Here is a 25,345-nt window from a genome sequence, read left to right as displayed (position 1 = left end):
AATAATTTTCCTATAAGCTAATTTCTTTCCAATAGAAAAACTGGAGAGGGCGTGGCTATGGATAGACGGAAATTCATCCTGTCAGGGGCGGCTGTTTCGGCCGCTGTCGCTTTTGCGCCGGGCGTTGCTGCGCGGGCGACGACGCGCCCCCTCACGTTCGATGCGATGGGCGAGGTCCGCTTCGAATATGATGCCGCGCTGATCGGGCAGATGCGCTCAAGCGGCCTCGATGCGATCACGGTAACGCTCTGCGATCCCAAGAGCTATGAGGGGCAGGCTTATGAGGAGGCGGTGCAGGCCGTTCTCGATCATGACGCGCATATCGCGGCGCATCCCGGCCTGTTCCTGAAAGCGACGCGCACGAGCGACATCGATATCGCGCGCAAGAACGGCCAGATTGCGCTCTTCTACCTGTTTCAGAACAGCACTCAGTTCGGCCGCGATCTCGACAATGTCGACCTGTTCCACAAGCTGGGCGTGCGGTCGGCACAGATCACCTATAACGACCAGAATTGGGCCGGTGCGGGGTGCAAGGAGCTTGGCGCGAACGGGCTCACCCATTTCGGGCGTGAGCTGGTGGGGCGGATGAACGCGCGCGGGATGCTGATCGACCTGTCGCATGCGAACATGCAGACGATGGCCGACACGATTGCGGCGTCGAAGATGCCGGTCATCGTCTCGCACACCGCGTGCATGGCGGTGCACAGCAATATCCGGAACACGACCGACGCGAATCTGCGGCTGCTCGCCGACAAGGGCGGGGTTGCGGGGATTTGCCAGATGCGGCCGTTCCTGACGACCAAGCGCGGCAGCGACGCACTGCCTGAATATTTCCGTCATATCGACCATGCGGTCAAAGTGATGGGCGCCGACCATGTCGCGATCGGCAGCGACCGCGACCACCGCGTCGTCGAGATGACCGACGCCTATATCGCCGAACTGAAGGCCGAAGAGGGCGCCAATTTCCACGAACCCGACTGGCCGCTGTTCATCAACGAACTCAACGGTCCGCGCCGCATGGAGGTGGTATGGGATGGCGTGCGCAAGCTCGGTTATCCGGCGAGCACCGTCGAAAAGATCATGGGGACCAATGTCCGCCGCATCTATCAGGAGGTGATCGGATGAGCCCGCGCACCGCTGCCGGCTGTTCCGGCCTCGCTCTTGCCTTGCTGCTGATGGCAGCCCCCGCGTCGGCGGCTGTCCCTGGCGCCGACGCGGGAAATTGCGCCACCAGCCTGATCGGTACCGCGCTGACGGTCCCCAAATTTTCGGCGAAGACGCAAAAGATGCTCGACGAGGATATCGCGATCGCCGCGGCCGCGCTGCAGATCGCGCCCGACCGCGAGGATATGCACATCTGGTATGGCCGCCGCCTCGATTATGCGGGCCGGATCTGCGACGCAGTCGATGCTTTCAGTGCCGGGCTGAAGTTGTTTCCGGACAGCTATAAACTCTACCGCTTTCGCGCGCGCGATCTGACGCGCGCGCGCCGGTTCAAGGAAGCGCTCGCCGATTATGAAAAGGCGCTGGCGCTGATGGGCGACACGCCCGACAGCTTCGAACCCGACGGCATGCCCAATCCGATTGGGCTTACGATCAGTACCTATCGCGGCAACATCGTCTATTATCACGCGCAGACCAGCTTCGCGACCGGCGATTATCCGACGATGGTCAGCGGCATGGCGAAATCGCTCGAGCTTTCGGCCGATTTCGCGCGCGACGACATGCGCGTGCCGACGGCCTACTGGACCTATCTCGCCTATCGCAAGATGGGGCAGCACGACAAGGCGCGCGCCGCGATCGACGCCATCGAGCCCGGGTTGAAGCTGATCGAGAACTTCACCTATTATCAGGCGGTCCAGATCATGCAGGGCCGGCTCGATCCGGCCGGGTTCAAGGATACGCGCGACAGCACGATCAAGTTCGCGATTGCGATGGAGCGCCGCTTTGCCGGCGACGAGAAAGGCGCGAAGGCCTTATTGACCGAAATCGTCGCCGAAAACCCGCAGGGACATTGGCCTTCGGAAGCCGAACTGGCGCAGCCCAACCGCAAGGGTTATTGAGTCCGCCGCCGGGCAGCTTCCGCCGCACGAAGGCCGTAATCTCAGGCAAGGGCTCTCAGCCGGTGATGCGGATATATGACCCTATCCAATCGGCATGGTCCGATCTTTTTCGCTGATTCTGCGTCCGTTCGCCGGTAGCGGAAATAGCAGAACTTATGCCGAAATTGTCTAGAATATTGAAAATAAATACAAATATCTTGATGTCGAAATCTGTCCGGGCGATAAGTAATCACCACGCAGTCACCAAAAAATCCAAGGGCTTCGTGGGGTGAGCCTTGCCCATATGGGCCGATACAAGCTCTCGGTGGCCCGCTGTTAGCAATGAACTTGATTGGGCTCTGCGGCCACGTTCTTGTGGGGGCTCGGTGCCTCATAGTGGACTTCAATTCCCCGTTGGGTGGAAAACTATCGTCGGCGTTTCTACCTATGCCGTTGCCCGAACTTTGCCATTCCAGCCAGAATGGCGGCCGGGGACAAGCGGCCTTCAACAACCATGAGAGAAATATCGTTGTCCAAAATTGTCAATGGCGCCAGCCTGAAGCCGCGCTCCGGAGCACCGCCCAGGAAGATCGTCTTGCTGCTTCACGGCTACGGTTCGAGTGGTACGGACATGATATCGCTCGCGCCCCAATGGCAGGATGCGCTTCCAGATACGCTGTTCCTTGCGCCGCACGCGCCGCAGCGTTGCGCCATGATGGGGGCCGGTTATCAATGGTGGGGACTGTCAGGATTTGCGCCGTCGGCGCTGACCGCGGGCGCGGCGTCGGCAGCTCCCGCGATCGACGCCTTTATCGATCGCAAGCTAAATCAATATGGACTGACCGAGGCAGACCTGGCGCTGGTCGGCTTTAGCCAGGGCACGATGATGGCGCTTCACATCGGTCTGCGCCGACCGCGCGCGGTGGCCGCCGTGGTGGGCTATTCGGGGATGATCACCGGATCGGCCGGCCTTGCGCTCGATGACGTCTCGAAGCCGCCGGTGCTGTTGGTGCACGGAACGGCTGATCCGGTGGTTCCGGTCGCGGCGCTGCATAGGGCAGAGAGCGAGCTCAAACGGCTGGGCGTCGAGGTCACCACGCACATATCCTATGGGGTCGCGCATAGCGTCGATCCTGTTGGCCTGCAGCTTGGCCGGGATTTTGTGGCGGACGCCTTCGGGCATTCGTCGTGACAGCTTCTCTGTATAGAATCCCGAAAATTGCCCGGCCGGAACCGGCCAATTTGAGCCGAGGCAGCCGGTCCCGGATGCAGGCGAGCCCCGTATCGCTATTGAGCGTGCAACATGTCTCGAAACTCCGCGACAGAGCTGTCGATTTGCTCGCGGAGCCAGGCCTTGAAGGGGTCGCCCTGGGGGTGTCGCCGGCGTTCGGTCGAACGGTATAACTGATAGCGTGCACCAAGCGTAAAGGCGCGGCGCGTGCAGGCCGTCAGCCTGCCGCCGGCAAGGAAGCTGTTCGACACCAACGGAACCGCCAGCGTGATCCCGCCTCCAGCGGCTGCGGCCTCATAGGCAAGTTGCAGCGTGTCGAAGCTCCGCAGGCTCAGTGCGCTTGCCTCGAGCCCCGCCATGGCGAACCATCGTTCCCAAAGGCCGACCGGTTTGCGGACCGAGACAAGGGGGTAACGGGACAGTTCGGCTTCGATACGCGGTGCGGTACGCCCGTCGGCGAGACGGGGAGACGCGACAGGTATCGCCTCCGGGGTCAGCAGATGGGTCGTTTCAATTCCGGACGGCACCTTGAGATCGCCCCAGATGGCAAGATCGACCTCGCCGCAGGCGAGCGCTTGAACGTCGCGGGTGGCTGTGATCTCGACGGATACTCCCGCTTGGGCCTGAAGCGTTGGAAGGCGTGGGAGAAGCCAACCCGCGAGGCTGTGTGAGGTGGCGACGCGCAGTGAGCGATTCTCGCCGAAACGGATCGCCTCGGTCGCGTTCTGGATGCTCCGGATCGCCGGCGCCACATCCTCGAGATAGCGCGCGCCGACGGCGTTCAGGGTCAGTGACTGGTCGGCGCGGTCGAACAGCCGGGTCCCGAGGAATTGCTCGAGCGCGCCGACCCGCCGGCTGACCGCCGACGGGCTGAGCGCGAGCCGGCGCCCCACCGCGCGCAGGCTTTCGCCTTGCGCGGCGGCAACGAATATCTCGATGGACTCGAGCGGGGGTGCCTTGCGAAGCATGGCATCGCCATAGGCGGCGAGTGTCACATTTATGCGACACAGGCTACGAAGCCCGTGCGATGTGGAGGAATGCGCTAAATCAACGCACCGGGGCGGCGATCTTCGATCGCGAAGCTGCGCAATGCCTGGCATGTGGCCCGCGGGTCTGCGAGACTGGAAACGGCCCGCAGGCTGCCTTCGATGCGATCGCTTTGAATGTCGAGCAGGACATAGCCGGCGTTCGCATTGTCGCGGAACCGCACATGTGGGTTTAGCGCCGGCGCGGGTCCGAACAAGGCCTCGGGTCCGCCGTGCGACGCGAGGCAGCTGGTGACGATTTCGGTGGCGACCGTCGCGCCATCGGTCCGCGCAAAGTCGCGCTTCACATCGTTGAGCCAAAAGGAATGCACGTCGCCGCCGAGGATGACCGCATTGCGCGTTTCCGCAGTATCCAGCGCGTCGAGCAGCCGCGTGCGCGATGCGGCATAGCCGTCCCAGAACTGCGAATAGAGCGAATCGGGGCCGGCGGGCAGCACCAGCCGCGAAAACAGGGTCTGCTGGGTCACCAGCGACCAGCGGGCCGGCCGCACCGCGGCCGCCCGTCCGAACCATGCCTCCTGCGCAGGCCCGAGCATCGATCCGCCGTCGTTGTCGGCATGCGCGCATCGGGCAATCGGGCCGTCCGCTGCCTCATCCTCCGCGACGCAGGCGCTTGGCGTGCGATATTGGCGCGTGTCGAGAATGTGCAGCGCAGCTAGGTCGCCCCAATTGATGCTGCGATAAAGCCGCACCTCGCCATCGGGATGGAGCACCGAGGGGCGGAGCGGCATATGTTCGAAATAGGCGCGATAGGCGGCGGCGCGGCGGCGGACGAAAGCTTGCGGGTCGCCGCTGTAGCCGGCCCGTTCGGCAAAATAGTCGTTCTCGACCTCATGATCGTCCCAGCTTACCAGGAACGGCATCGCTGCATGCGCTGCGGCAAGATCGGGGTCGCTGCGGTAAAGGGCATGACGTGCGCGATATTCATCGAGCGTCTGCGGATCGGGTGCGCCAAAGCTGCGCACATTCGGTCCGCGACCGAAGGGGCGTTCATAGATATAATCGCCGAACTGCAGCACGGCCTCGACGTCGTTCGCGATCATGTCGCGATAGGCGGTGAACCAGCCATGTTCCCAATGCTGGCACGAAGTGAGCGCCAGCCGCAGTCGCGCGGGCGTTGCGGCGATGGTTGCGACCGTTCCGGTCCGGCTGACGGCGCCGGCGAAATGGAAGCGATAATAATAGCGGCGGCCGGCCTTCAGCCCGCGTGCTTCGAGGTGCACAGCCCCGCCGCGCGCCAGCGGGGCAAGGGCATTTCCCCGGCGGGCGATGCGGCGAAAGCCTTCATCTTCGGCGATCTCGTAGCCGACCAGCCGGTCTTCGCTGAGGCCCGCGATCCGTGTCCAGAGCACGAAGCCGTCCGCCGCGGGTTCGCCCGACGCGACGCCCAGCGCAAATGGGTCAACCACGGTACGCGCGCGACTTGCCGCGGGGCGCGCATGCAGCGGGCCAACGAGGAACTGTGTCGCGGCGAGCGCCGCCGCGCGCTGCAGCAACTGTCGCCGCCCGAGCATCAGAAACGCGCCGTCAAGCGTGCATAATAGGCGCGCCCGTTGAGCCCGATCGGCGTTTCTTCGCCGGTCGGGAAGCTGCCGCCCGTCGCGCCGATGACCAGTTCTTGTCCATCGATCTTGTCGGAGTGGGCATCGAACATATTCTGCACGCCGAGCACGATGCGGATGCCGTCCGCAAGCGTATAGCCCGCGGCAAGGTCCACCGTCTCCTTGCCGCCAAAGGTCTGCACCCCGGTCAGCGGCGCCGACGTATAGGTGCCGAAGGCGGCGATATTGGCGCGCAGGTCAAATGGCCCATGCTCGAGGCTCGCCTGTACGGTGAATTTGTTGCGCGGCTGCGCCTCGGTGAGGAACAGGATGGATTTGGTGCTGAGCAGCGGCAGCGACGGCAGCGCCGGATTTGCGCGCAGCGTGTCGAGTCTCGAGTTGAACCAGCCATAGCCGAGTTGGACCGATGCGTGCGTTTCGGGGCCAAGATCGCCCTGCCAGCGCGCGGTCACTTCGACCCCCTGGGTGGTGGTGTCGACCGCATTGGTGAAGAAGCGCACCTGCTGAAAACCGGTGATTCCGGCCTGTTTCAGTACCGCTTGCACCGCCGCGCCGCCGAGTTGCTCGCTGAGTGCGATCCGGTCGCGAATGCGGATGCGAAACCAGTCGGCGGTGAAGGAGAAGCCGTCGAAGGGTCCGAACACGACGCCGACGGTGGCGTTGCGCGAGCGTTCGGGTTTGAGGTCGCCGGCGCCCAGCGCGCGCGCCACCGGATCGGAAACGGGCAGCGTACCGACGGTCACAAGCTGGCCTTGGCTCGTCGCGCCCTGCACCGCGCTGAAATATTGCTGCTGGAGCGACGGTGCCTTGAACCCGGTGCCGAGAGTGCCGCGCAGCGCGACGCCTTCGGCGGCGTCGAGCCGCGCCGTCGCGCGCCACGTGGCTTTGCCGCCGAAATCGTCATAATGGTCATAGCGCACCGCCCCGCCCAGCAGCAGCGCCGCGACCGGCCGCAATTCGGCGTCGAAATAGGCGGCATAGGCGTCGCGGCGGGCGTCGGTTGGATTGCGCGGATTGAAACCCGCGAAGCCGTCGGCGCCTAGGCCGAAGTAGGCCTGCGGCTCGCCGCTGCGGATGCTGTAGCTTTCGCGCCGGTACTGTCCGCCCCCCGCGATATTGCCGCCCGCGAGCACGCCGTCGAGGGGGAGTGACAAGGCGAGGTCGCCGACATGCTGGGCATAGGTCACGCCGCCCGAGTCAAAAGTCGTCGGGCTTGCCCGCCCCAGCGAGACATTGGCCGTATCATAGACGCGAAAGTCCGCCTGATTCTCGCCATAGCCATAGCTCACATCGGCGCGCAGCCGGCCGAACTCGGTCCGCACACCAACGGTCCCGCCGACATCCTGGATACGCGGCTCGATGATCGGCAGAAAGCCGTCGGGGTAGAGCGGCGAAAAGCCCGGCACGCGAAACCCTGCCGCATTGTTCGAAATCTTCCGGGTGACCGCGCCGAAGGCATAAAGCTCGGCCGTGCCGAGCGGCAAGCCGGCATCGAAGGCAAAATTGGCGACGCTCGCCTCAGGGTCACCGATGCGATAGGTCACGCGGTTGAAGCGCCGATCGACGAAGGCGCGGTTGGTCGCCTCCTGCCCGCGCGCGAGGACGGTCAGCGTTAGATGGCCGCCGTTGCCCACGCGGAATCCGGCGCTGGCCGTGGCCATTGCGTTCGCGCCGTCGCCTTCTTCCGTGATGCCGGCAAGCAGTTCGCCATAACCGCCCGATGCGTTGGATTTGAGGATGATGTTGACGACGCCGGCGATCGCGTCGGAACCATATTGTGCTGCCGCGCCGTCGCGGAGCACTTCGATCCGCTGGATGGCGCTTTGCGGGATCGTGTCGAGATCGACGCCCGCCGACCCGCGGCCGATGCTGTTGTTGACGTTGAGCACGGCGTTGGCATGCCAGCGCTTGCCATTGACCAGCACCAGCGTCTGGTCGGGCGAAAGGCCGCGCAGCGTGACGGGCCGCGTGTTCGCGGCGCTCGCCGTGGTTGCAGCACGCGCGAAATTCACCCCGGGCTCGAGGAAGTTGAGGGCGCGCCCGATATCCGGAAAGCCGCTGTCGAGTATCTCCTCGCCAGTGACGATATCGATCGGCGCCGAGGATTCCAGCGCAGCGCGTCCTTCGGTACGCGTGCCCGTCACCACGATATCGTCACCGCTCGATACCTCCGGGCCTGTTTCCTGGCCGTGCGCTGCAAACGCGGAAAATGCGGCAGTGGTCAGCAGCAATATACGAATCATAATTACCCCCGGATGCTTCGGTCCGGGGGCCTCTAGCTTCGATCGAACTGGGGTCGGTATCGCTCTATCGGCAACAGTTGTTGCGTACGCGGCAACGCTTTAAAGAGAATGTCGTGATGTCCGATGCGGTTGTCGGAAAAGTTCGTCCGCGTCAGTCCTGCAGCGTGCTGAAGACGTGATCTCGCGGTGCAGCTGTGTGACACACAGCGCAGGCGTTGACGGCTTGAGCGCCCGTAACGGCGATCTTCGTTTTGCTGTCACCGTCGAACTCGATGAATCGCCAGCCATCGCGCCGCTTCTCCATGACGTCGAGCAGTTTGCGCGTCGTTGGGTCTATCGTGCCCATCCCGATTTTTACGTCGTGGACGTCGAAGGTGAGCACCGATCCGACGGGGAAGGTGCCCGTGCGATATCCTTCCATCGCCAGCTTGTTCGCGTGAATGTGATGGATGCCGCCATAGCGCGGGAAGGCCGGATGTCCTTCGCCGATATAGGCGCTCGACACATGGGTCCAACGGCGGAAACCCTCGGGATAGGCGACTTCGCTGTCATGGCTGGCGCCAATCAAAACGGCCGCGATGCTGGCCAGGGTGATGAATTTGAGGCTTCTCATGCGCCTGCGATGGCGTGGCTCGAGCAAGAATATGACTCCGCTGCGGCTGAACGTTCCCGAAAAGCGGGTGAACGTCGGTCGACAGCGGCGCAGCGGTCTGCGAACATTTGACGATGGAACAACCAGTCGAACGTAGCGGCGGTGCACTCTATATAGACGCCGTCAGCACCAGCCGCCGCGAGGTGTCGCCGCAGGAGCGGCGTGCCAAGATCATCCTGACCGCCGCAATGTGGGGCGCCAATTTCGCGATTTTCACATTTGCCGATGCACTCTCGGGCAATCCCCATGTCGTCAAGGCCGCCGGCGTCCGGCTCGCTACCTTCACGTTCGGGATCGCATTATGTTTTGGCATGCACCTCCTCATCGGCCGGTTATCCAATCGGTCCTTTCGATTCAGAGCCGTGACGCTTGGCGCGGTGGCGCCTTTCGCGGCCGAAACACATGCATGGCTGACCTTCTTCGCCGCCGCCTGGCTGAACCACTCGTCGATGACAATCGTAGGCATCGACTGGAAGGAGGCGATGGTCATCCTGGCAATGTGGACGTGGTTCTTCCTGGCCTGGGCGGGGCTTTATATCGGTATCGAATATAGCGAAGACGTGAAGCGGGAGGAGCGGAGGTCGTCCGAACTCAGGAGCCTGGCACATACCGCGAAGATGAGCGCCCTCCATAGCCAGATCAATCCGCACTTCCTGTTCAACAGCCTCAATTCGGTTTCCTCGCTCATTCTCGACAGCCGAAGCGCGGAGGCGGAACGATTGCTGGTGGCGCTGTCGGCGATCTTTCGCCGCACTTTGTCGACCGACCCGACCAGCGACATTTCGCTGGCTGATGAAGTCGATCTGCAATTGAGTTACCTTTCGATCGAGAAGACGCGCTATCCCGATCTGGAAATTCACGTCGATCTTCCGCTCGAGCTGATGAACGTCGGCGTGCCTGCGCTGTTGCTGCAGCCGCTGGTCGAAAACGCGATCAAGCACGGGGTGTCGCGGTCGTCACCGCCCACGCGTATCGAGATCGCGGCCCGGCAAGAAGGGAATATGCTTGCCGTCTCGATCAGTAATTTCGGGAAGATCAACGACCGGATGCCGGCCCCCCCCGGCGGCGGCGTCGGCCTGCGCAACGTTCAGGATCGCCTGACCGAGCATTTCGGCGATCGTCAGGCGATGCACGCGGGGGTGCTAGGCGAGGGCGGCTACCGTGTCGAATTGCACATGCCGCTGGTGGCGATCCCATGACCGGGTTGGCGGTTGCGATCATCGATGACGAGCCGCTGGCGGTGCGGAGGCTGGAGCTGATCCTCGCGCGGCTTGGCGGTGTCGTTCATGTCGGCAGCGCCGATGGCTGTGTAGAAGGGCGGTCATTGATAGCGCGCGTACGGCCTGACGTGGTGCTGCTTGACATCCGGATGCGCGACGGCAGCGGTTTCGATTTGCTGGACGCGCTCGACCCTGAAGAACGACCGGCCATCATTTTTGTCACGGCCTTCGATCATTTTGCCATTCGCGCCTTCGAGGCTGCGGCTGTCGATTATGTATTGAAGCCGATTGAAGCAAAGCGGCTTGAAAATGCTTTGGCCCGCGCGCGCGACCGGCTTGCGTCGGACAATGCGCGCGAGCGCTTCGACGAGATGCAGAGCGTCGTCGACAATCTTCGCGCCCGGCTCGCCGAGCAGGAGCCGTCGGATTGCAAAACCGAATTATGGGTCCGCGGGTCGACGGGCTCACTCAGCAGGATATCGCTCGACGCAATCGACTGGGTGAGCAGCGAAGATGACTATATCCGACTCCACACGTCGGCGGGGAGCCATTTGCTGCGGCTATCGATCACGGGGCTGGAGCGGCAAATCGACCCGCATCGGTTTGTCAGGGTGCATCGGCGCGCACTGGTCCGGATCGATACGATCGTCGAACTGCGCCGCACCCCGCTCGGGCGCAACTCGGTTCTTCTGAACAGCGGGGCGCTTGTGCCCGCCGGTCGCATATATTTGCGTCAGTTGCGGCATATATTGGGCGAACGACCGCAAGCGATCTTGACCAAGAAGGACGGTTGACGCGCGCCGCCTTGCGGCACTGGCGCTTATGCCAATCGGTCTCGCGAGTTACGTACGGTTACCTTTTCAAAACGTTCACCCGAAACCCTCTTCCTCCGTCTCATCGCGACGGTGAAGGCCGGCGATGGCAAGGGGGTCCCCCTTTGCCACAACTATCGCGGAGGAGGGTGATATGAATGAAAGGGCGCTGATATTGGGCACAGCCATTGCTGGAACGCTGGATATTCTGGGAGCGATCGCGTTCGGGCGTTCGAGCGGTATGGGACCGGTCACCGTGTTGCAAAGCGTCGCGGCGGGGCCGTTTGGCGACCATATGGTGGGGGCTGGCGTGGGGGTCGCCGTGCTTGGCCTCGCGGTCCACTACGCCATCATGCTCGTCGAGGTTGCAGTGTTCATGGTCACGGTTCAGGCCGTCCCCGGCATCCTACGCGGCCGCAACGTGCACGGCGTGCCCACTGTTCCGGCGACGCGCCGGACCACGCGGCTGCAAAGGCCGATCATTGCCGGGGCAGCTTACGGCCTGATCGTCTATTTTGTGATGTACTGGATCGTTTTGCCGCTTCGCTGGCCGGCCGCTTTCCCGCAAACCGGTGCTTCAGACGTCGCGACGGCGGTGTTCCTGCACATCTGTTGCGTCGGGATACCGATCGCCCTGACCGCCGCGGCCGCGCCGCAGGCGCGTCGCTCGCCAGCCTGACTGGATCAAATTCGAGAGGCGACGTTCGCACCGCCGGAATCGACGTTGAGCCGCCGCAGGCGACGTTGGCCGGATTCACGCCGCCTTTCGCCCGCAGTCGCCTTGAACGTCGCCGATCGAGTCAATCTACCGAGCCTATGGAGCGCGCCAACAAGCGCGCCGGTTTGAAAAAACAGGGGAGAATACCGGTGAAATATGCTGTTCGTGAGCTGTCCCGCGCCAGCGGCGTTGCTGTTTTTGCTCTCGCGGCGGGGCTGGCCATGCCTGCGTTCGCACAAGACACCCCGCTGTCGGCAGCGAGCGATGAGGCTACCGCAGGTCCCGCCGACGAAATCGTCGTAACCGGCTCGCGCATTGCCCGGCCCAATCTGGAGAACAGCACGCCCACGCTGGTACTCGGCGACGAGATGCTAACCCGGCAGGGTTTTGAAAATATCGCCGACATCGTGACGTCGATGCCACAGTTCGCGCCGGCCTTTGGCGTCGGCCGTACCAGCTCGTCCTTCTCGGGTTCGGCGGCCTCGGGCCTGAACAACACGAACCTGCGCAATCTCGCCGCCATCCGCAGCGTCGTCCTGATCAATGGCCGCCGCGTTCCGGGTGGAACCCCGCTGCTGCCCGCCGTGGACTTCAACACGCTGCCCACCGCCAATATCGAGCGGATCGAGGTCATTACCGGCGGGGCTTCGGCCGTCTACGGCGCCGATGCCGTCGCCGGCGTCGTCAACATCATCACCAAAAGCAAATTTCGCGGCTTTCAGGTCGGCGCGAGCTACGGGATCGCCGAACGCGGCTATAACAAGAATTCCAACGCCTATCTGATGTTCGGTAGCGACCTGGGGGACGGTGGTCACATGCTGCTCACCGCGCAATATGCCTATGAAGGCCTGGTCAGCTGCGCCGATGCCTATATCTGCAAATCCGACATTCGTTATAACAACCCGGCGGAAGGGCCCGTCTTCGCGCCCGGAACGGGGATCACCGGGGTGCCGCCACTGTCTTCGGTTTCGCTTGGCGGAAATTTTTTCCTCGGTGCCGGCGCGACCGCGCTGCAGCTGACGCGGAATCTGCAATCGGGCCAGCTCGAGACGTTCAATATCGCCCGCAATGGCTTTAACCGGAATCCGGAACGGACGCTCGCCATCCCGACGAAGCGTCTGCTGTTCGCCGCAGAGGCCGAATATCCGATCAGCGATGCGATCTCGGCATTCGCCGAATTCAACTATGGCCGATCATCGACAGACGGACCGATCGAAGCGATTCCGTTCCAAAGCAGCACGAACCTGTTTGGCGGACGGCCCGGGGTGCCCGGCGTACGGGTGACGATCCCGGTCGACAATCCTTTCTTTCTTGCCGCGACGACACCCGAGCAACGCGCGCGCCTGACGGCCGGGCAGATCGCCGGCGGCATCGATTGGGGCCAGCGTTTCTCCGAATTCGGCAAGCGCGGCGCGACCAACGAACGCAACACCGTGCGTCTCGTGGCGGGGTTGAAGGGCGATTTCGATCTGGGCGCCGGCGACTGGAAGTGGGAGGCGTCCTATGTCTATGGCCGCACCGAACTCAACAGCCGCACCAACGGCGTGGTGGGTACCGATCGGCTCTATTATGGCCTTCGCGTCGAAGCCGACCCCGCCAATCCGGGACGTTTTCGTTGTATCGACCCGGGTGCACGGGCACAGGGCTGCGTTCCCGTCAACCCGTTCGCCCCCTATTCGCAGGATCAGATCGACTATCTCACGGTCTCGGTCGGCCAAAGCGGCATCAGCACGCTGCACGATTTCAACGCCTTTGTGTCGGGTTCGCCGTTCAGCCTGCCTGCCGGGCCTGTCAGCATCGCCCTGGGCGTCGATTACCGGAGCTTCTCCGGATTCCAGGATGCCGACGAAGGAATCAATCTGGGCACCACGACCAGCAACCAGATCGGTGACAATGAATTCGTCAAAACCAAGACCAAAGAGGCTTATGCGGAGCTGATCGTTCCGCTGCTCCGCGACACAAGATTTTTTCAGAATCTGGAACTCGAGGGGGCTTACCGCATCTCCGATCCGGACAACGGCAGCAGCTATCGCACATGGAAAGTGGGCGGGACATGGGAGCCGTTCGACGGAATCCGTTTCCGCGGCATTCGCGCGCGCGCGGTCCGCGCGCCCACGCCTGGCGAATTGACCGGGCTGGGCCAGACATTTGGTGCGGTCAACGACCCGTGCCGCGCGGTCAGCCGCAACGCCAACACGACGCGCGCCGCGAATTGCACCGCCGACGGCGTTCCCGTCAACTATGATCCGCCGCTCAGCGTGCAGCAGAATGTGGGCGGGACGATCGGCGGTAATCCCGATCTCCAGCCCGAACGGGCCGACACGTGGACATATGGCCTGGTGCTAACGCCGCGGTTTCTTCCCGGTTTCGCGCTGACGATCGATCGCTTCGATATCAAGATCGATGGCTTCATCAATACTGTCGGTCGCCAAGCCAAGGTCAATCTGTGCTACGATACGACCGACAGGCAGTTCTGCGGCGACATCACGAGGGGTTTCCGGCCTGAAGTGAACGGCAATTTCGCTCTGACGGCGATCAACGACCAGCTGCTCAACGTCAACACGTTCAGGGTCAAGGGTTTCGATGTCGAGGCGCGCTACAGCTTTGACCCCGGCATTTCACTCGGCAGCGAACCCGGCCAGTTGATGCTGCAGGTCCTTTCGACGATCTATGACAAAGCCGAACAAACGCAGCCGACCGGCGAGGTGACGAAGCTGGATGGATATGCGGGTGGCGACACGTCGACGCAGGGCTTTCTGCGCTGGCAGGCAACCGGCAACATCATGTATTCATCGGGGCCGTTCGGATTGACCTATAGCATGCGCTATATTCCGAAAACCAAGGCGAGCCCATTTCTGGAAGGCTTCCCGAAAATACCCGCCGCCAGCTATCATAATTTGCGGCTAAGCTTTGACGTCACCGACGATGCGAACATCTATATGGGGGTCAATAACCTGTTCGACCGGAAACCGCCGATCGTGCCTGACAACACATCGGGTTCGCAGGCGCAAAATACGATTTCGGGTTTCTATGATGTCTTTGGCCGATCATTCTTCATTGGCACCAAGCTGAGTTTTTGAGGGGTAGTCCCGGCTGTGGCGGCGAAACATTGTCGCCGCCACAGTTGGGGGGAGCCTCGGCCGCGGAAGTGTTCGAAGCGAGCTACAGGATCAAGTGAACCGTTGGTATCGCCGCTGAGGCGAGCAGAAGACCCGTATGCACACCGGAATTGGTGTCGGACACCGAACTTCTCGAACAGCTCGCCCCGAAGGGCGGCCTTGCCTAGAATTTTATGCTCAATCCGGCGGTCAGCCGACGATCGGTCAAACCCTGAAAACACAATAGCCCCTTGTCATTGACGCAATACTGGTTCTGATCGCCGCGGAGCAGATTGATTCCTTCGACGCCGATGTTGATGTGATCGTTGATGTCGTAATTGATGCTGGCATTGAGTTGTCCGCGGGCGCCGTTGATGAGAGGCAGTCCGAAGAAAAACGGATCGGTCGATACATAGCTGGAGCGCCATGTGTAACGTAGCCGCGCATTGAGCCCGTATTTGTCGTAAAACAGCGTCGTATTGTAAGAATATTTCGACAGATTCGTTAGCGTGATGAGGTCCCGGGAGTTGGGGTGCCCCAGCTGCGTAAAGACGGTGCGGGGGCCATCCGCCGCGCGATATTCGCGCGCCGAGCCGCCAGCCTTTTGATACGTGAAGTTGCCGATGAAACCAAAACCGGAGGCAAATCCGAGTACATCCTCCCATGCGGAAAGATCGTGCTGAAAGGCAATTTCGATGCCGGTTTGCGTCGTGGTTCCGGGAACGTTGAACGTCGAACTGCGCGGTACGCAGATGCCGACGCCCTGGACAGGGTTGTTGATGTTCCGGTTGGCAATCGGATTATAGATGCCGCCGCCCGGGCAGGCCGGATCGATCGAAACGTTGAGATTGCCGTTTGCGTCCAGATTGGGGGCGGGATCTTCTTGCCGCTGGGCAAACAGGTTCGTGCGGCTCTTGTGAAAAAAGCCGATGCTGATCAGGCTCGACGGGGCGAAATAATATTCACCGGACAGATCGAACGACCACACCGCTTCCGGAACCAGGCCGGGGTTGCCCACCGCGACAGGCGTGTTCGCACCGGTGCCGAAGGAAAAGGACGTCGATAGCGTATCGAAATTGGGGCGGCGGATATCGCGCGCGATCCCGGCGCGGACCAGCAGCTTGTCGGCTGGCTCGAGGACCAGGCTGAAGCGCGGCAGCAGGAAATTATACGAGCTGCTTGCGACGGTTTGCCCCGTCACCGTGCCGTTCGCGATATTGTTGCCGGTCGACGACAGCTTGGTGTGCAGCCAGCGGATGCCGGCATTGCCGCGTACCGGCATCCCGGCGATTTCGCCTTCCATATTGGCCTGGAAATAGGCGGCGTTCGTCGTTTCCTTGATGCTGAAGAAGCCCGCGAAGGATTCGGTTGGCGTGGCAAGCGATGCGACGGCGGGGCCCTGCGTTCGGGCGGCGTTGCTCGCCGCGATCGCGGCGTTGAGCGATTCCAGAACCTTTGCCGGATCGCGAAAAGAGAGGCCGCCGTCGATCAGCAGGAAGTCGGCGAAAGACAGCCGCCGCCCGTCGGCTGCGTCGAAATTGCGGGGCCCGGGGATCAGGATGTCGGAGAACAGGTCGCCCGACGGCCGGTTCCACGCGCTCGTGGTGTTGGTCAGGCTGACATTGTTCGAAAATTCGTTGTTTTCCGCCGACGTCCGGTTCCAGCGGTAGCCGAAGTCGAGCGACGTGACGAAGGGATTGAGGTCGGTCGTGTCGTAGGAAAAATCGAGCCGCGCCGCCCGCTCCTTATTATCGGTCGAGTTGGCGCCCTGCGTGACCTGTTGCAGCTGGTAGTTTGCGGGGTCGAGCAATTGTGCGGTCGTCGGGGCAAAGGGGCTGGCCTGATCGATGCCAAATTGCAGCGTCCCGCCGCGCAGGTCGAATTCGATCGGCACGCCATTGTCGATGCTGCGCCCGATCACCGGCTGGGGGCCCTTGGGGTTGATGAAGTCGAGCGTGGTCGAGAAGTTCGGGAAATCGGATTTGGAGGTCGACAGCGACACTTCGGCGCGGACCTTCAGCTTGTCGGTCGCCTGCCAGTCGGTGCCGAAGTCGAAGACGCGGCTCTTGGTGACGCGCGCGCCGGTGTCGCTCGAGGTCCGGAGGTTCGGATCGATCACGCTTCCGGTCGTGCCGCCGATGCCGATCGTACCGGCGACCGCGGCCTGTACACTGCCGAGATCGATCGGGCCGTTGGGTCCGTCGAGCTTTCCGAAATCGACCGTTTCGAATTCGCTATTGTTCATCGCGTCGACGACCGACGGCGTCGCGGTGCCCGAGATCTGGACCCGGTGGCTCTGCTGCCCGCGCTCCTGGTTGTTCAGTGTCGCGTCGAAATAGAATTTCAGGTCGTCGTTCGGTTTCCATTCGAGCGCAGCGGTGCCGTTGTAGGTTTCATATTCGTAATTCTCGAGCCCCTGCTGGAGGAACTGGATGCGCAGGTACGGAAACGCCTTGGCACTCGGGCCCGAGCCCGGAAGGACGAGTGCGTCGCGATCGACGCGCGGTTTGAACGCGGCCACGTCCTGACGCGCATAGCTGCCGCTCAGCACGATGCCGATTTCGCCGATGCCGGTGTCCCACCGGTTGCCGAGCGTGGCGGACACGCGTGGCAAGGTCGATTTCGACAGGTCGCTGTTTTCCATCTGCGCGCGCGCAGCGATCAGCGGCTCCTTAAGGTCGAGCGGGCGGATCGTGCGGAGATTGATCGTACCGCCGACCGATCCCTCGATCGTCTGTGCGGTCGGAACCTTGGTAACCTCGACCGAGGCGATCAGCGCGGCGGGCAGATCCTCGAAGCTGATGCCCGAGCGGCCGGCGCCCGATCCCACCGTCGAAACCCCATTGATTTCGGTGCGGTTGGCGTCGGTACCGCGGATCTGCACCGCGTTACCGACACCGGCTTGCCGTGTGATCTGAACGCCGGTGACATTTTCCAGCACTTCGGCGAGGTTCTGGTCGGGCAGCTTGCCGATATCCTCGGCCTGGATGACCTCGACGATATTGTCGGTGGAGCGCTTTTCGCCCAGCGCGGTGGCAAGGGAGCTGCGAATGCCCGTTACGACGATCGCATCATCGCCCGACTCCTCGGAGGCGGCTGTCGCACTATCTTGCGCAGCGGTATCCTGCGCAAAGGCCGGGCTGGCGATCATCGCAAGCGCCGTGGTGCCGAGCAGCGCCGCCGCAAGGTTAATTTTGCCGGCGCCCGATGCGCGAACGATGCTGCCCCGAATCATCCCACTCTCCCTGTTTGATCTTGTTTGGAGAGAAGCTCGCTTTGTCAGACCAATATGTCAACCCATGTTGTATACCGTTATCGGGTTGATATTGTCCTACCTCTTGTATAGTCCAATGGGCAAGAATCATAAAAAGGGTGAGGCGCAGTGCAGATAAGGGCGGTTTTCACGGCAGCGATGCTAGTCTCGACGGCGCATCCCGCGTTGGCACGCGACATGCTGGTGGCCGACCAGGCGCAGTATAAAGCAGCGGTGAAAAAGGCGCAGCCGGGCGACACGATCATCCTTGCCGATGGCGAATGGCGCGATTTTCAGATCGTCTTCACCGGCAGCGGCAGCGCGGCCAAGCCGATCACACTGACCGCGCAGACCAAGGGCAAGGTACTGCTGACCGGCCAGTCGAACTTGCGTATCGGCGGCCATAACCTGCTTGTTTCAGGGCTTGTTTTCAAAAATGGCGCCAGCCCGACCGACGAGGTGATCAGCTTTCGTCGCGATTCCAAAACGCTCGCGACTGATACGCGCGTGACCGAGGTCGTCATCGACGGCTACAGCAAGGCCGACCGCCGCGCCGAGGACATCTGGGTTGCGCTCTACGGCACCGGCAACCGCGTCGACCATTCGCATTTCGAGGGCAAGACCAATACGGGCGTCACGCTCGCGGTGATCCGCCGCGCCGGCGATCCGGTCGATAACCGCCACCACATTGATCATAACTATTTCGGCCCGCGCCCACCCTTGGGCTCGAATGGCGGCGAGACAATCCGTGTCGGCACCAGCGAGGAATCGCTGTCGGCATCGAACACGACCATCGAACGCAACATCTTCGATCGCACCAGCGGCGAGGTCGAGATCGTATCGATCAAGTCGGGCGGCAACATCATCCGCGAAAATCTCGTGCTCGAAGCACAGGGTGCCTTTGTGCTCCGCCACGGCAACGGCAACCTCGTCGAACGCAACATCTTCCTCGGCAAGGGCGTGCCCGACACCGGCGGCGTGCGCGTGATCAACCGCGACCAGATCGTGCGCGGTAATTATTTCGAGGGGCTCGCGGGCACCTCGTTCAAAAGCGCGATCAGCGTCATGAACGGCGTGCCAAACTCAGTGATCAACCGCTACCATCAGGTCGCCAACGCGCGGATCGAGGGCAACAGCATTATCGACAGCGCGCGCATTACGCTGGCCGCGGGTGCCGATGCCGAACGGTCGGCAGCGCCGACGGACAGCAGGTTCGAGCGCAATTTGATCGTGGGTGCGAAGGGCGAGAATCCGTTCCGCGCCGAGGGTGAGATCGGCGGCATCGCGCTTGCGGGTAATGTCGAGGCGAAGGTCGCGAAGCCGCTGCTGGGCGCAGGTGTCGAACAGCGCGAGGTCAAGCTCGAACGCGCCGAAAATGGCCTGCTCTACCCGGTCGATCCCGCGCTCGCGGCGGCCGGCGCGCCGCGCGACCTCAAGCCCGTGACACGCGAGGAAGTCGGCGCGAACTGGTATCGCGGCGATGCACCCGAAGCGGCATTCGGCAGCGGCAGCAAGCGGCCATTGATTGCTGGCGCCTCGCTCGCGCAGGCGGTCGCCGATGCGAAGGCGGGCGATACGCTGACGCTCGCTCCCGGCACCTATGACGTCGCCACGCCGCTCTCCGTACGGCACCGGCTGACCATTGCTGGCGCGAAGGACGCCAAACCTGTCCTGCGCGTCGCGTCGAGCCTTGCGCGCATCGAAGGCGGCGGCGGATTGCACCTCGAAAATCTGGCTATCGACGCGAGCGGTGTGTCCGGCGAGGGCGCCCTGTTGACGGCTGCGACCGGTGTAGCGCCCAATTATTCGATCAAGCTCGACGGCGTATCGGTGCGCGGTCCCGGCAAGGACCGGCTCGACGGCATCGCCATGGCGCCGGGCACCTTCGCCGAAGATGTGACGATCACCAACAGCGACTTCGCCGAGATGGGCGTCGTCGTCGTCGCGACCGGCGAACAGGAGCCGAAGGGCTGGTATCCGATGGAACGGCTGACGATCAGCGGCAGCCGGTTCGCGCGCGTCGCGATGGTCGCTGACCTGCTGCGCAAGGGCACTGACGAAAGCACCTTCGGTCCGTGGTTCGCGATGACCGGATCGAGCGTCGCCGACAGCGGCCGCGATGGCGCGTCGCTGCGCCTCTCTGGCGCCCAGCACGCCAACATTGCACAGAATAATTTCGCAAAGTCGGACGGCATCCTCGTCATCCATTCGGTCGGCGCGCCCGAAACGCGGATCGCGTCGAACGCCTTTGCCGCAACCCCCGCGCCGCGGATCGAGGAACTCGCCTGGAAGGGCCCGCCGCGCGGTCAGATTGCGGGCAATGTTGTGGAGGCGCGTCCATGACCCGCACCCTTGCACTCCTGCTCGCTGCCGCCACGCTGCCCGCCGCCCCGGCCGCCGCACAAACCGCGCCTGCGGCGTCGCCGCAATCCTATGCGCCACTTTTTGCGGGCGAGGTCGAGCGCGCACGGCGCGACGTCGAGGCATCGATCAAGGCGGGCATCAATGTGCCGGTGCCGAAAGACCCGGGCGGCGGCTTCACCCACGAACAGCACAAACGCAATTATCGCGTCATTTTCGAGGGCGGTCAGCTTTTCCGCCTGACCGGTAACGGGCGTTACCGCGATCATGTCCGCGATCTGCTGCTCGCTTATGCCGATCTCTATCCGAAGCTCGGGCCGCATCCGGCTGCTTCCAATCAGGTCCCCGGGCGCCTCTTTTGGCAAAGCCTCAACGACAGCGTCTTCCTGGTGAATGCGGTGCAAGGCTATGCGGAGATCCGCGACGCGCTCTCCGCGGCAGACCGCAAGCGGATCGACGATCAAGTAATCCGCCCGATGGCGCGCTTCCTTTCGGACGGCTCGCCCGAGGTCATCAACCGCATCCACAATCATGCGACCTGGGCGGCGGCAGGTGTCGGGCTGTCGGGCTATCTGCTCGGCGACCGCGACCTCGTCGACAAGGCGCTGCTCGGGCTCGACAAGAGCGGCAAGGCGGGCTTCCTGCGCCAGCTCGATCTGCTCTTCTCGCCTGATGGCTATTATGCCGAGGGCCCCTATTATCAACGCTATGCATTGCAGCCTTTCGTTGTCTTTGCAGCGGCGATCGCGGCGAACGACCCCGATCGCAAGATTTTCGAGTATCGCGGCGGCATCGTCCTCAAGGCGATCCGGACCGCGATCGACGTGACGCACGATGGTTACTTTCTGCCGATCAACGATGCGATGCCCGACAAGAGCCTGCGCACAGAGGAGCTCTATCACGCGGTCGCGATCGCCTATGGCGCGACCAAGGACCCGACTTTCCTGTCGATCGCCGATTGGCAGGGGCGCACGGTGCTGACCCCGGCAGGGCAGGCGATGGCCGCCGACCTCGCCGCCGGCAAGGCCAAGCCCTGGCCCTTCGGCTCGCGGCTGTTGTCCGACGGCCCCGGCGGCAAGGACGGCGCGCTCGTCCTCTTGCGCACCAAGGCCGATCCGACCGGCCCATTGCTTGTCGCCAAGAATACCGTGCAGGGCATGGGACACGGCCATTTCGACCGGCTCGGCTGGCTCTATTATGACGAAACCGGTGCGGTCGTGACCGACTATGGCGCGGCGCGTTTCCTCAATGTCGAGGCGAAACGCGGCGGGCGCTATCTCCCCGAAAACGACAGCTGGGCGAGCGCGACGATCGCGCACAATGCCCTTGTCGTCGACGAGCAAAGCCACTTCGCAGGCGACTGGAAGGCCGGCGAAAAATCGGGGACGCGCCAGCTCGCGGCGTCGCTCGAAGGACCGACGCGCTATGCGATCGGCGAAATCGATAGCGCGTATAAGGATGTCCAGATCCGCCGCGCGCTATTGCTCGTCGAGGTCGACGGTCTCGCCAATCCCCTCACGCTCGATATCCTCCACGGGACTGGCGGCGGCGGGCATCGCTATGACCTGCCGCTGCATTTTTCGGGACAGATCATCGACAGCGATATCGCCTTCGATCGCAAGCTCGCCGAACGGCCGGTGCTCGGCAAGGCGAACGGCTATGAGCATCTGTGGGTCGACGGCGAAGGGAGGAAGGCCGGCAAGGCGCGGCTGACGTGGATGCAGGGTAGCCGTTTCTACAGCTACCATATGCTGCCGTCTGCAGGCGCGCGCTTCATCGTCGCCGAAAGCGGCGCGAACGATCCCGAGTTCAACCTGCGGCGCGAACCCGTCCTGATCCAGCGCGTCGACGGCGCGGCGGACGCGACCTTCGTCAGCCTGCTCGAACCGCACGGCGCCTATGATGCCTCGGCCGAGACGGTGGTCGCGAGCAGCGCGCGCGTGACGGCGCTCGAGCATCGCAAGGACAAGGGCGTCGATCTGGTCCTGATCACCCTCGTCGACGGCCGCCGCATCGCCATCGCGGTCGCCGACGATGTCATCGCCGGGGCGAAACACAGCGTCACCGTAGAGGGCCGCACCTTCGCATGGACCGGCCCCGTCGGTCGCCTCGACATCGCTAGAACCGGAACGAAGAAATGAGCAATATCAAGGGCCGCTTCCGCTGGTGCGTCATCGCGCTGATCGCGCTCGCGACGGTGATCAATTACATCGACCGCAACGCGCTCGCCGTGATGTGGCCCGAAGTGTCGAAGGAGATCGGTGCCACCAAGGAAGATTATGCGCTGCTGGTGACGATCTTCATGATCTTCTACGCCTTTGGCCAGTCGATCTTCGGACGCATCTTCGACGCAATCGGCACCCGCATGGGCTTCACCATTTCGATCGTCGTCTGGTCGCTGTCGATCGCCGCGCATGCATTGGTGCGCTCGATGCCGTTGCTCCTTTTCCTGCGCGCCACGCTCGGGATCAGCGAGGCAGGCAACTGGCCCGGCGCGGCAAAGGCGAACGCCTTGTGGTTCCCCTCGCGCGAGCGCGCGCTGGCGCAGGGCATCTTCAACGCCGGAGCGTCGCTCGGCGGGATCATCTCGGCGCCGCTGATCGCGCTGCTGTTCGTCCAGTTCGGCTGGCACGGCACCTTCCTCTTGATCGGCGTGCTCGGCTTCATCTGGCTCGTTCCGTGGCTCTGGTTCTACAAGGCTGATCCCGAAAAGCATCCGGGGCTCAGCGAAGAAGAGCGCGACTATATTCTGACCGGCCGCACCGAGGCCGGCCGCGACGACAGCCGCCGCGTGCCGCTCGGCGAGCTGCTGCGCTATCGCCAGAGCTGGGGCGTCATCCTGTCGCGCTTCTTCCTCGATCCCGTCTGGTGGCTCTTCGTATCGTGGCTGCCGATCTATCTCGCCGAAACCTTCGGCTTCGACGTCAAGCAGATCGGCCTCTTTGCGTGGGTGCCCTTCGTCGGCGCGATGTTCGGCAGCCTGTTCGGCGGCTGGCTTTCGGGGCGGATCATCACCGCTGGCGGCGGGGTGCACAAGGCGCGCACGCTGACCATCGCGATCGGCTGTGCGATCATGCTCCCGGCGCTGCTGTTCACCATCGGGGCCAGCGAGCCGCTGTCCGCGGTGCTGCTGATCGCGTGCATCCTCTTCGGATTCCAGATGGCGATCGGCAATATCCAGACGCTGCCGAGCGATTATTTCGGCGGCGGCGCGGTCGGCAGCCTCGCGGGGATCAGTGGCACCGCCGCGGTCGCGGGCACGCTGATCACCACCTGGCTCGTCCCGGTGCTCACCAAGACGAGCTACGCGCCGATCTTCGCATTGAGTGCGGCGATCGTGCCGATCTCCTTCCTCTGTTTCTGGCTGATCGGCGGACGCGTCGAGCCGGTCGTCACCCCACCCACCAACACCCAAGAATAAGGAACTGCATCACATGAACCTCCAGGGGAAAACCGCGCTCGTCACCGGCGGCGGACGCGACATCGGCCGATCGGTCTCGATCGCGCTCGCGCGCGCCGGCGTCCGCGTCGCGATCAACTACAACAGCGGCCGCGGAGCCGCCGAGGACACGCTGAAGACGATCAAGGACGCCGGCGGCGACGCCTTCCTGATCCAGGCCGATGTCACCGACAGCAACGCGGTCAAGGCGATGCTCGACCAGGTCGGCATCGCGTTCAGCGGCCGCCTCGACATCCTCGTCAACCTCGCGGGCGGGATGATCGCGCGCAAGACGCTCAGCGAAATGGACGAGGCCTTCTTCGACCAGGTCATGACGCTGAACCTCAAGTCGGTCTTCCTCGTGCTGCAAGCGGCGCAGCCCTTCCTCGGCGAAGGGTCGGCGGTCGTGAACGTGTCGTCGCTCGCTGGCCGCGACGGCGGCGGTCCGGGCGCATCGGTTTATGCGACCGCAAAGGGCGCGCTGATGACCTATACGCGCTCGATGGCCAAGGAACTCGGCCCGCAGGGCATTCGCGTCAACGCCGTCTGCCCCGGCCTGATCGGCACCAGCTTCCACGACATTTTCTCGAAGCCCGAAGGCCGCGCCGCGACCGCCGGCAACACGCCGCTGCGCCGCGAAGGCCATCCCGACGAGGTCGCCGACACGATTGTCTATCTGGCATCGCCGGCTGCGAGCTTCCTCGCGGGCGTCTGCCTCGACATCAACGGCGGGCTGGGCTTCTCCTGATGCGCCGGCTCGCCCTGACCGCGATCGTTGCCCTGCTCGCGGGCGGGGCGCAGGCCCAGACCCGCGAGCGGACCGATGCGCCGCCGCTCGAGCCGTACAAGATCATCCTCGTCGGCGATTCGACGATGGCGCCGCACAGCGGCTGGGGCGGGGCGTTCTGCGCGCGCCACGTCAAATCGTCGGTCGCGTGTCTCAACGCCGGCCGCGGCGGGCGCAGCACGCGCAGCTATAGGCAGGAAGGCGGCTGGGACATCGTGCTCGCCGAGGCGAAGGTGCCCGGCTATCGCGGCACCTGGGTGCTGATCCAGTTCGCGCACAACGACCAGTCGAGCAAATCCGAGCGCTGGACCGACGAGACGACCGAGTTCCCCGCCAACCTCCGCCGCTTCGTCGAAGAGGTGAGGGCGGCGGGCGCAACGCCCGTGCTCGTCACCCCGCTGACGCGCCGCGAGTTCAAGGACGGTAAGCTTAGGAACACGCTCGCGAGCTGGTCCGATCAGGTGCGCGGCGTTGCCAAGGCGATGGACGTACCGCTCGTCGACCTCAATGCGCTGAGCGCGGCGCAGGCGCAGGAGATGGGCGCCGAGATGGCGACCAAGCTCGCGCAGGAGCCGCCGACCGCCGAGGAACTTTCCGCGGCGAAGGCGGGCACGACGCTGACCGCGCGACCCGCACCGCCCGAGCCGGCGTCGATCGCTGGCGACGGCGCGCGCGGGCAGGCGACGCGCAAGTTCGATTACACACACCTCGGCGACATCGGTGCTGAGGTCACCGCCAAGCTTGTCACGCAGGCGCTCGCGCGCGCCGTGCCCGGCCTCAGGAGTCAGCTCGTTCGCTGACAAAAATGTGTATGGCAATTTGGGCTAACCAATTTGCCATACACAATGGTTGACAATATTGCAGCCATGCCTGACAGCATC

The 25,345-nt window shown here is 63.4% G+C and carries 17 protein-coding genes; 12 read left to right on the top strand and 5 right to left on the bottom strand.

Translation table 11 applies throughout. The features are described 5' to 3' along the window. The first annotated feature begins 57 nt into the window (after positions 1–57). The 3 genes from AC07NV_RS03940 to AC07NV_RS03930 all read left to right on the top strand — a co-directional run bounded on the left by AC07NV_RS03940 (position 58) and on the right by AC07NV_RS03930 (position 3,234). Positions 58–1,125: a dipeptidase gene (locus AC07NV_RS03940; protein WP_495165033.1), complete on the top strand. Its 1,068-nt coding sequence runs from the start codon at positions 58–60 to the stop codon at positions 1,123–1,125. Continuing rightward, positions 1,122–2,063: a tetratricopeptide repeat protein gene (locus AC07NV_RS03935; protein ID WP_495165032.1), complete on the top strand. Its 942-nt coding sequence runs from the start codon at positions 1,122–1,124 to the stop codon at positions 2,061–2,063. The genes AC07NV_RS03940 and AC07NV_RS03935 overlap by 4 nt, the downstream gene beginning before the upstream one ends. Before the next feature lie 460 nt (positions 2,064–2,523). After that, on the top strand, positions 2,524–3,234 hold the full coding sequence (locus tag AC07NV_RS03930) for an alpha/beta hydrolase (RefSeq protein ID WP_495165031.1): 711 nt from the start codon (positions 2,524–2,526) through the stop codon (positions 3,232–3,234). Between the two features lie 95 nt (positions 3,235–3,329). On the opposite strand, the gene AC07NV_RS03925 is transcribed toward AC07NV_RS03930, so the two are convergent. The 4 genes from AC07NV_RS03925 to AC07NV_RS03910 form a co-directional block, all read right to left on the bottom strand. Continuing rightward, positions 3,330–4,268, bottom strand: coding sequence for a LysR substrate-binding domain-containing protein (locus tag AC07NV_RS03925; RefSeq protein WP_495165030.1), 939 nt, complete (start codon positions 4,266–4,268; stop codon positions 3,330–3,332). Positions 4,269–4,315: 47 nt separating this feature from the next. After that, positions 4,316–5,833, bottom strand: coding sequence for an alkaline phosphatase D family protein (locus AC07NV_RS03920; RefSeq protein WP_495165029.1), 1,518 nt, complete (start codon positions 5,831–5,833; stop codon positions 4,316–4,318). Then, positions 5,833–8,124, bottom strand: a complete 2,292-nt coding sequence (locus tag AC07NV_RS03915) for a TonB-dependent receptor plug domain-containing protein (protein WP_495165028.1) — start codon at positions 8,122–8,124, stop codon at positions 5,833–5,835. Before AC07NV_RS03915 ends, AC07NV_RS03920 begins: the two co-directional genes overlap by 1 nt. 151 nt (positions 8,125–8,275) lie before the next feature. Next, the gene (locus tag AC07NV_RS03910; protein WP_495165027.1) at positions 8,276–8,764 is read right to left on the bottom strand and encodes a cytochrome P460 family protein; all 489 of its coding nucleotides are present in this window, start codon (positions 8,762–8,764) and stop codon (positions 8,276–8,278) included. Positions 8,765–8,919: 155 nt separating this feature from the next. Between AC07NV_RS03910 and AC07NV_RS03905 the strand changes: the two genes are divergently transcribed. The 4 genes from AC07NV_RS03905 to AC07NV_RS03890 all read left to right on the top strand — a co-directional run bounded on the left by AC07NV_RS03905 (position 8,920) and on the right by AC07NV_RS03890 (position 14,606). Continuing rightward, positions 8,920–9,975 (top strand): sensor histidine kinase, encoded by a 1,056-nt coding sequence (locus AC07NV_RS03905; protein WP_495165026.1) that lies wholly within the window; start codon positions 8,920–8,922, stop codon positions 9,973–9,975. Continuing rightward, the gene (locus AC07NV_RS03900; RefSeq protein ID WP_495165025.1) at positions 9,972–10,790 is read left to right on the top strand and encodes a LytR/AlgR family response regulator transcription factor; all 819 of its coding nucleotides are present in this window, start codon (positions 9,972–9,974) and stop codon (positions 10,788–10,790) included. The genes AC07NV_RS03905 and AC07NV_RS03900 overlap by 4 nt, the downstream gene beginning before the upstream one ends. 172 nt (positions 10,791–10,962) lie before the next feature. Next, positions 10,963–11,487 (top strand): hypothetical protein, encoded by a 525-nt coding sequence (locus AC07NV_RS03895; RefSeq protein ID WP_495165024.1) that lies wholly within the window; start codon positions 10,963–10,965, stop codon positions 11,485–11,487. Positions 11,488–11,675: 188 nt separating this feature from the next. Beyond that, on the top strand, positions 11,676–14,606 hold the full coding sequence (locus tag AC07NV_RS03890) for a TonB-dependent receptor domain-containing protein (RefSeq protein WP_495165023.1): 2,931 nt from the start codon (positions 11,676–11,678) through the stop codon (positions 14,604–14,606). 202 nt (positions 14,607–14,808) lie between these two features. Here the strand turns inward: AC07NV_RS03890 and AC07NV_RS03885 are convergent, their stop codons facing one another. Further along, positions 14,809–17,859, bottom strand: coding sequence for a TonB-dependent receptor (locus tag AC07NV_RS03885; RefSeq protein ID WP_495165022.1), 3,051 nt, complete (start codon positions 17,857–17,859; stop codon positions 14,809–14,811). A gap of 177 nt (positions 17,860–18,036) precedes the next feature. Here AC07NV_RS03885 and AC07NV_RS03880 point away from each other — a divergent pair, with 177 nt between their 5' ends. From AC07NV_RS03880 to AC07NV_RS03860, 5 genes are read left to right on the top strand one after another with little or no spacing between them, the layout of a single operon-like run. Then, positions 18,037–20,220 carry a polysaccharide lyase 6 family protein gene (locus tag AC07NV_RS03880; RefSeq protein WP_495165021.1) on the top strand — a complete coding sequence of 728 codons (2,184 nt, stop codon included), beginning with the start codon at positions 18,037–18,039 and terminating at the stop codon, positions 20,218–20,220. After that, complete coding sequence (locus AC07NV_RS03875) at positions 20,217–22,379, top strand: heparinase II/III domain-containing protein (protein WP_495165020.1); 2,163 nt, start codon at positions 20,217–20,219, stop codon at positions 22,377–22,379. Before AC07NV_RS03880 ends, AC07NV_RS03875 begins: the two co-directional genes overlap by 4 nt. Continuing rightward, the gene (locus AC07NV_RS03870) at positions 22,376–23,659 is read left to right on the top strand and encodes an MFS transporter (protein WP_495165019.1); all 1,284 of its coding nucleotides are present in this window, start codon (positions 22,376–22,378) and stop codon (positions 23,657–23,659) included. Before AC07NV_RS03875 ends, AC07NV_RS03870 begins: the two co-directional genes overlap by 4 nt. A 13-nt stretch (positions 23,660–23,672) precedes the next feature. Then, a complete protein-coding gene (locus AC07NV_RS03865; RefSeq protein WP_495165018.1) occupies positions 23,673–24,425 on the top strand; it encodes an SDR family NAD(P)-dependent oxidoreductase in 753 nt (250 codons plus the stop codon). Beyond that, complete coding sequence (locus tag AC07NV_RS03860; RefSeq protein ID WP_495165017.1) at positions 24,425–25,264, top strand: rhamnogalacturonan acetylesterase; 840 nt, start codon at positions 24,425–24,427, stop codon at positions 25,262–25,264. The genes AC07NV_RS03865 and AC07NV_RS03860 overlap by 1 nt, the downstream gene beginning before the upstream one ends. Positions 25,265–25,345 lie beyond the last annotated feature (81 nt).

It is taken from the genome of Sphingopyxis sp. GW821-FHT10B01, assembly GCF_059415685.1.
The sequence above is the reverse complement of the archived record's forward strand: the minus strand, read 5'-3'. Positions and strand labels throughout refer to the sequence as shown.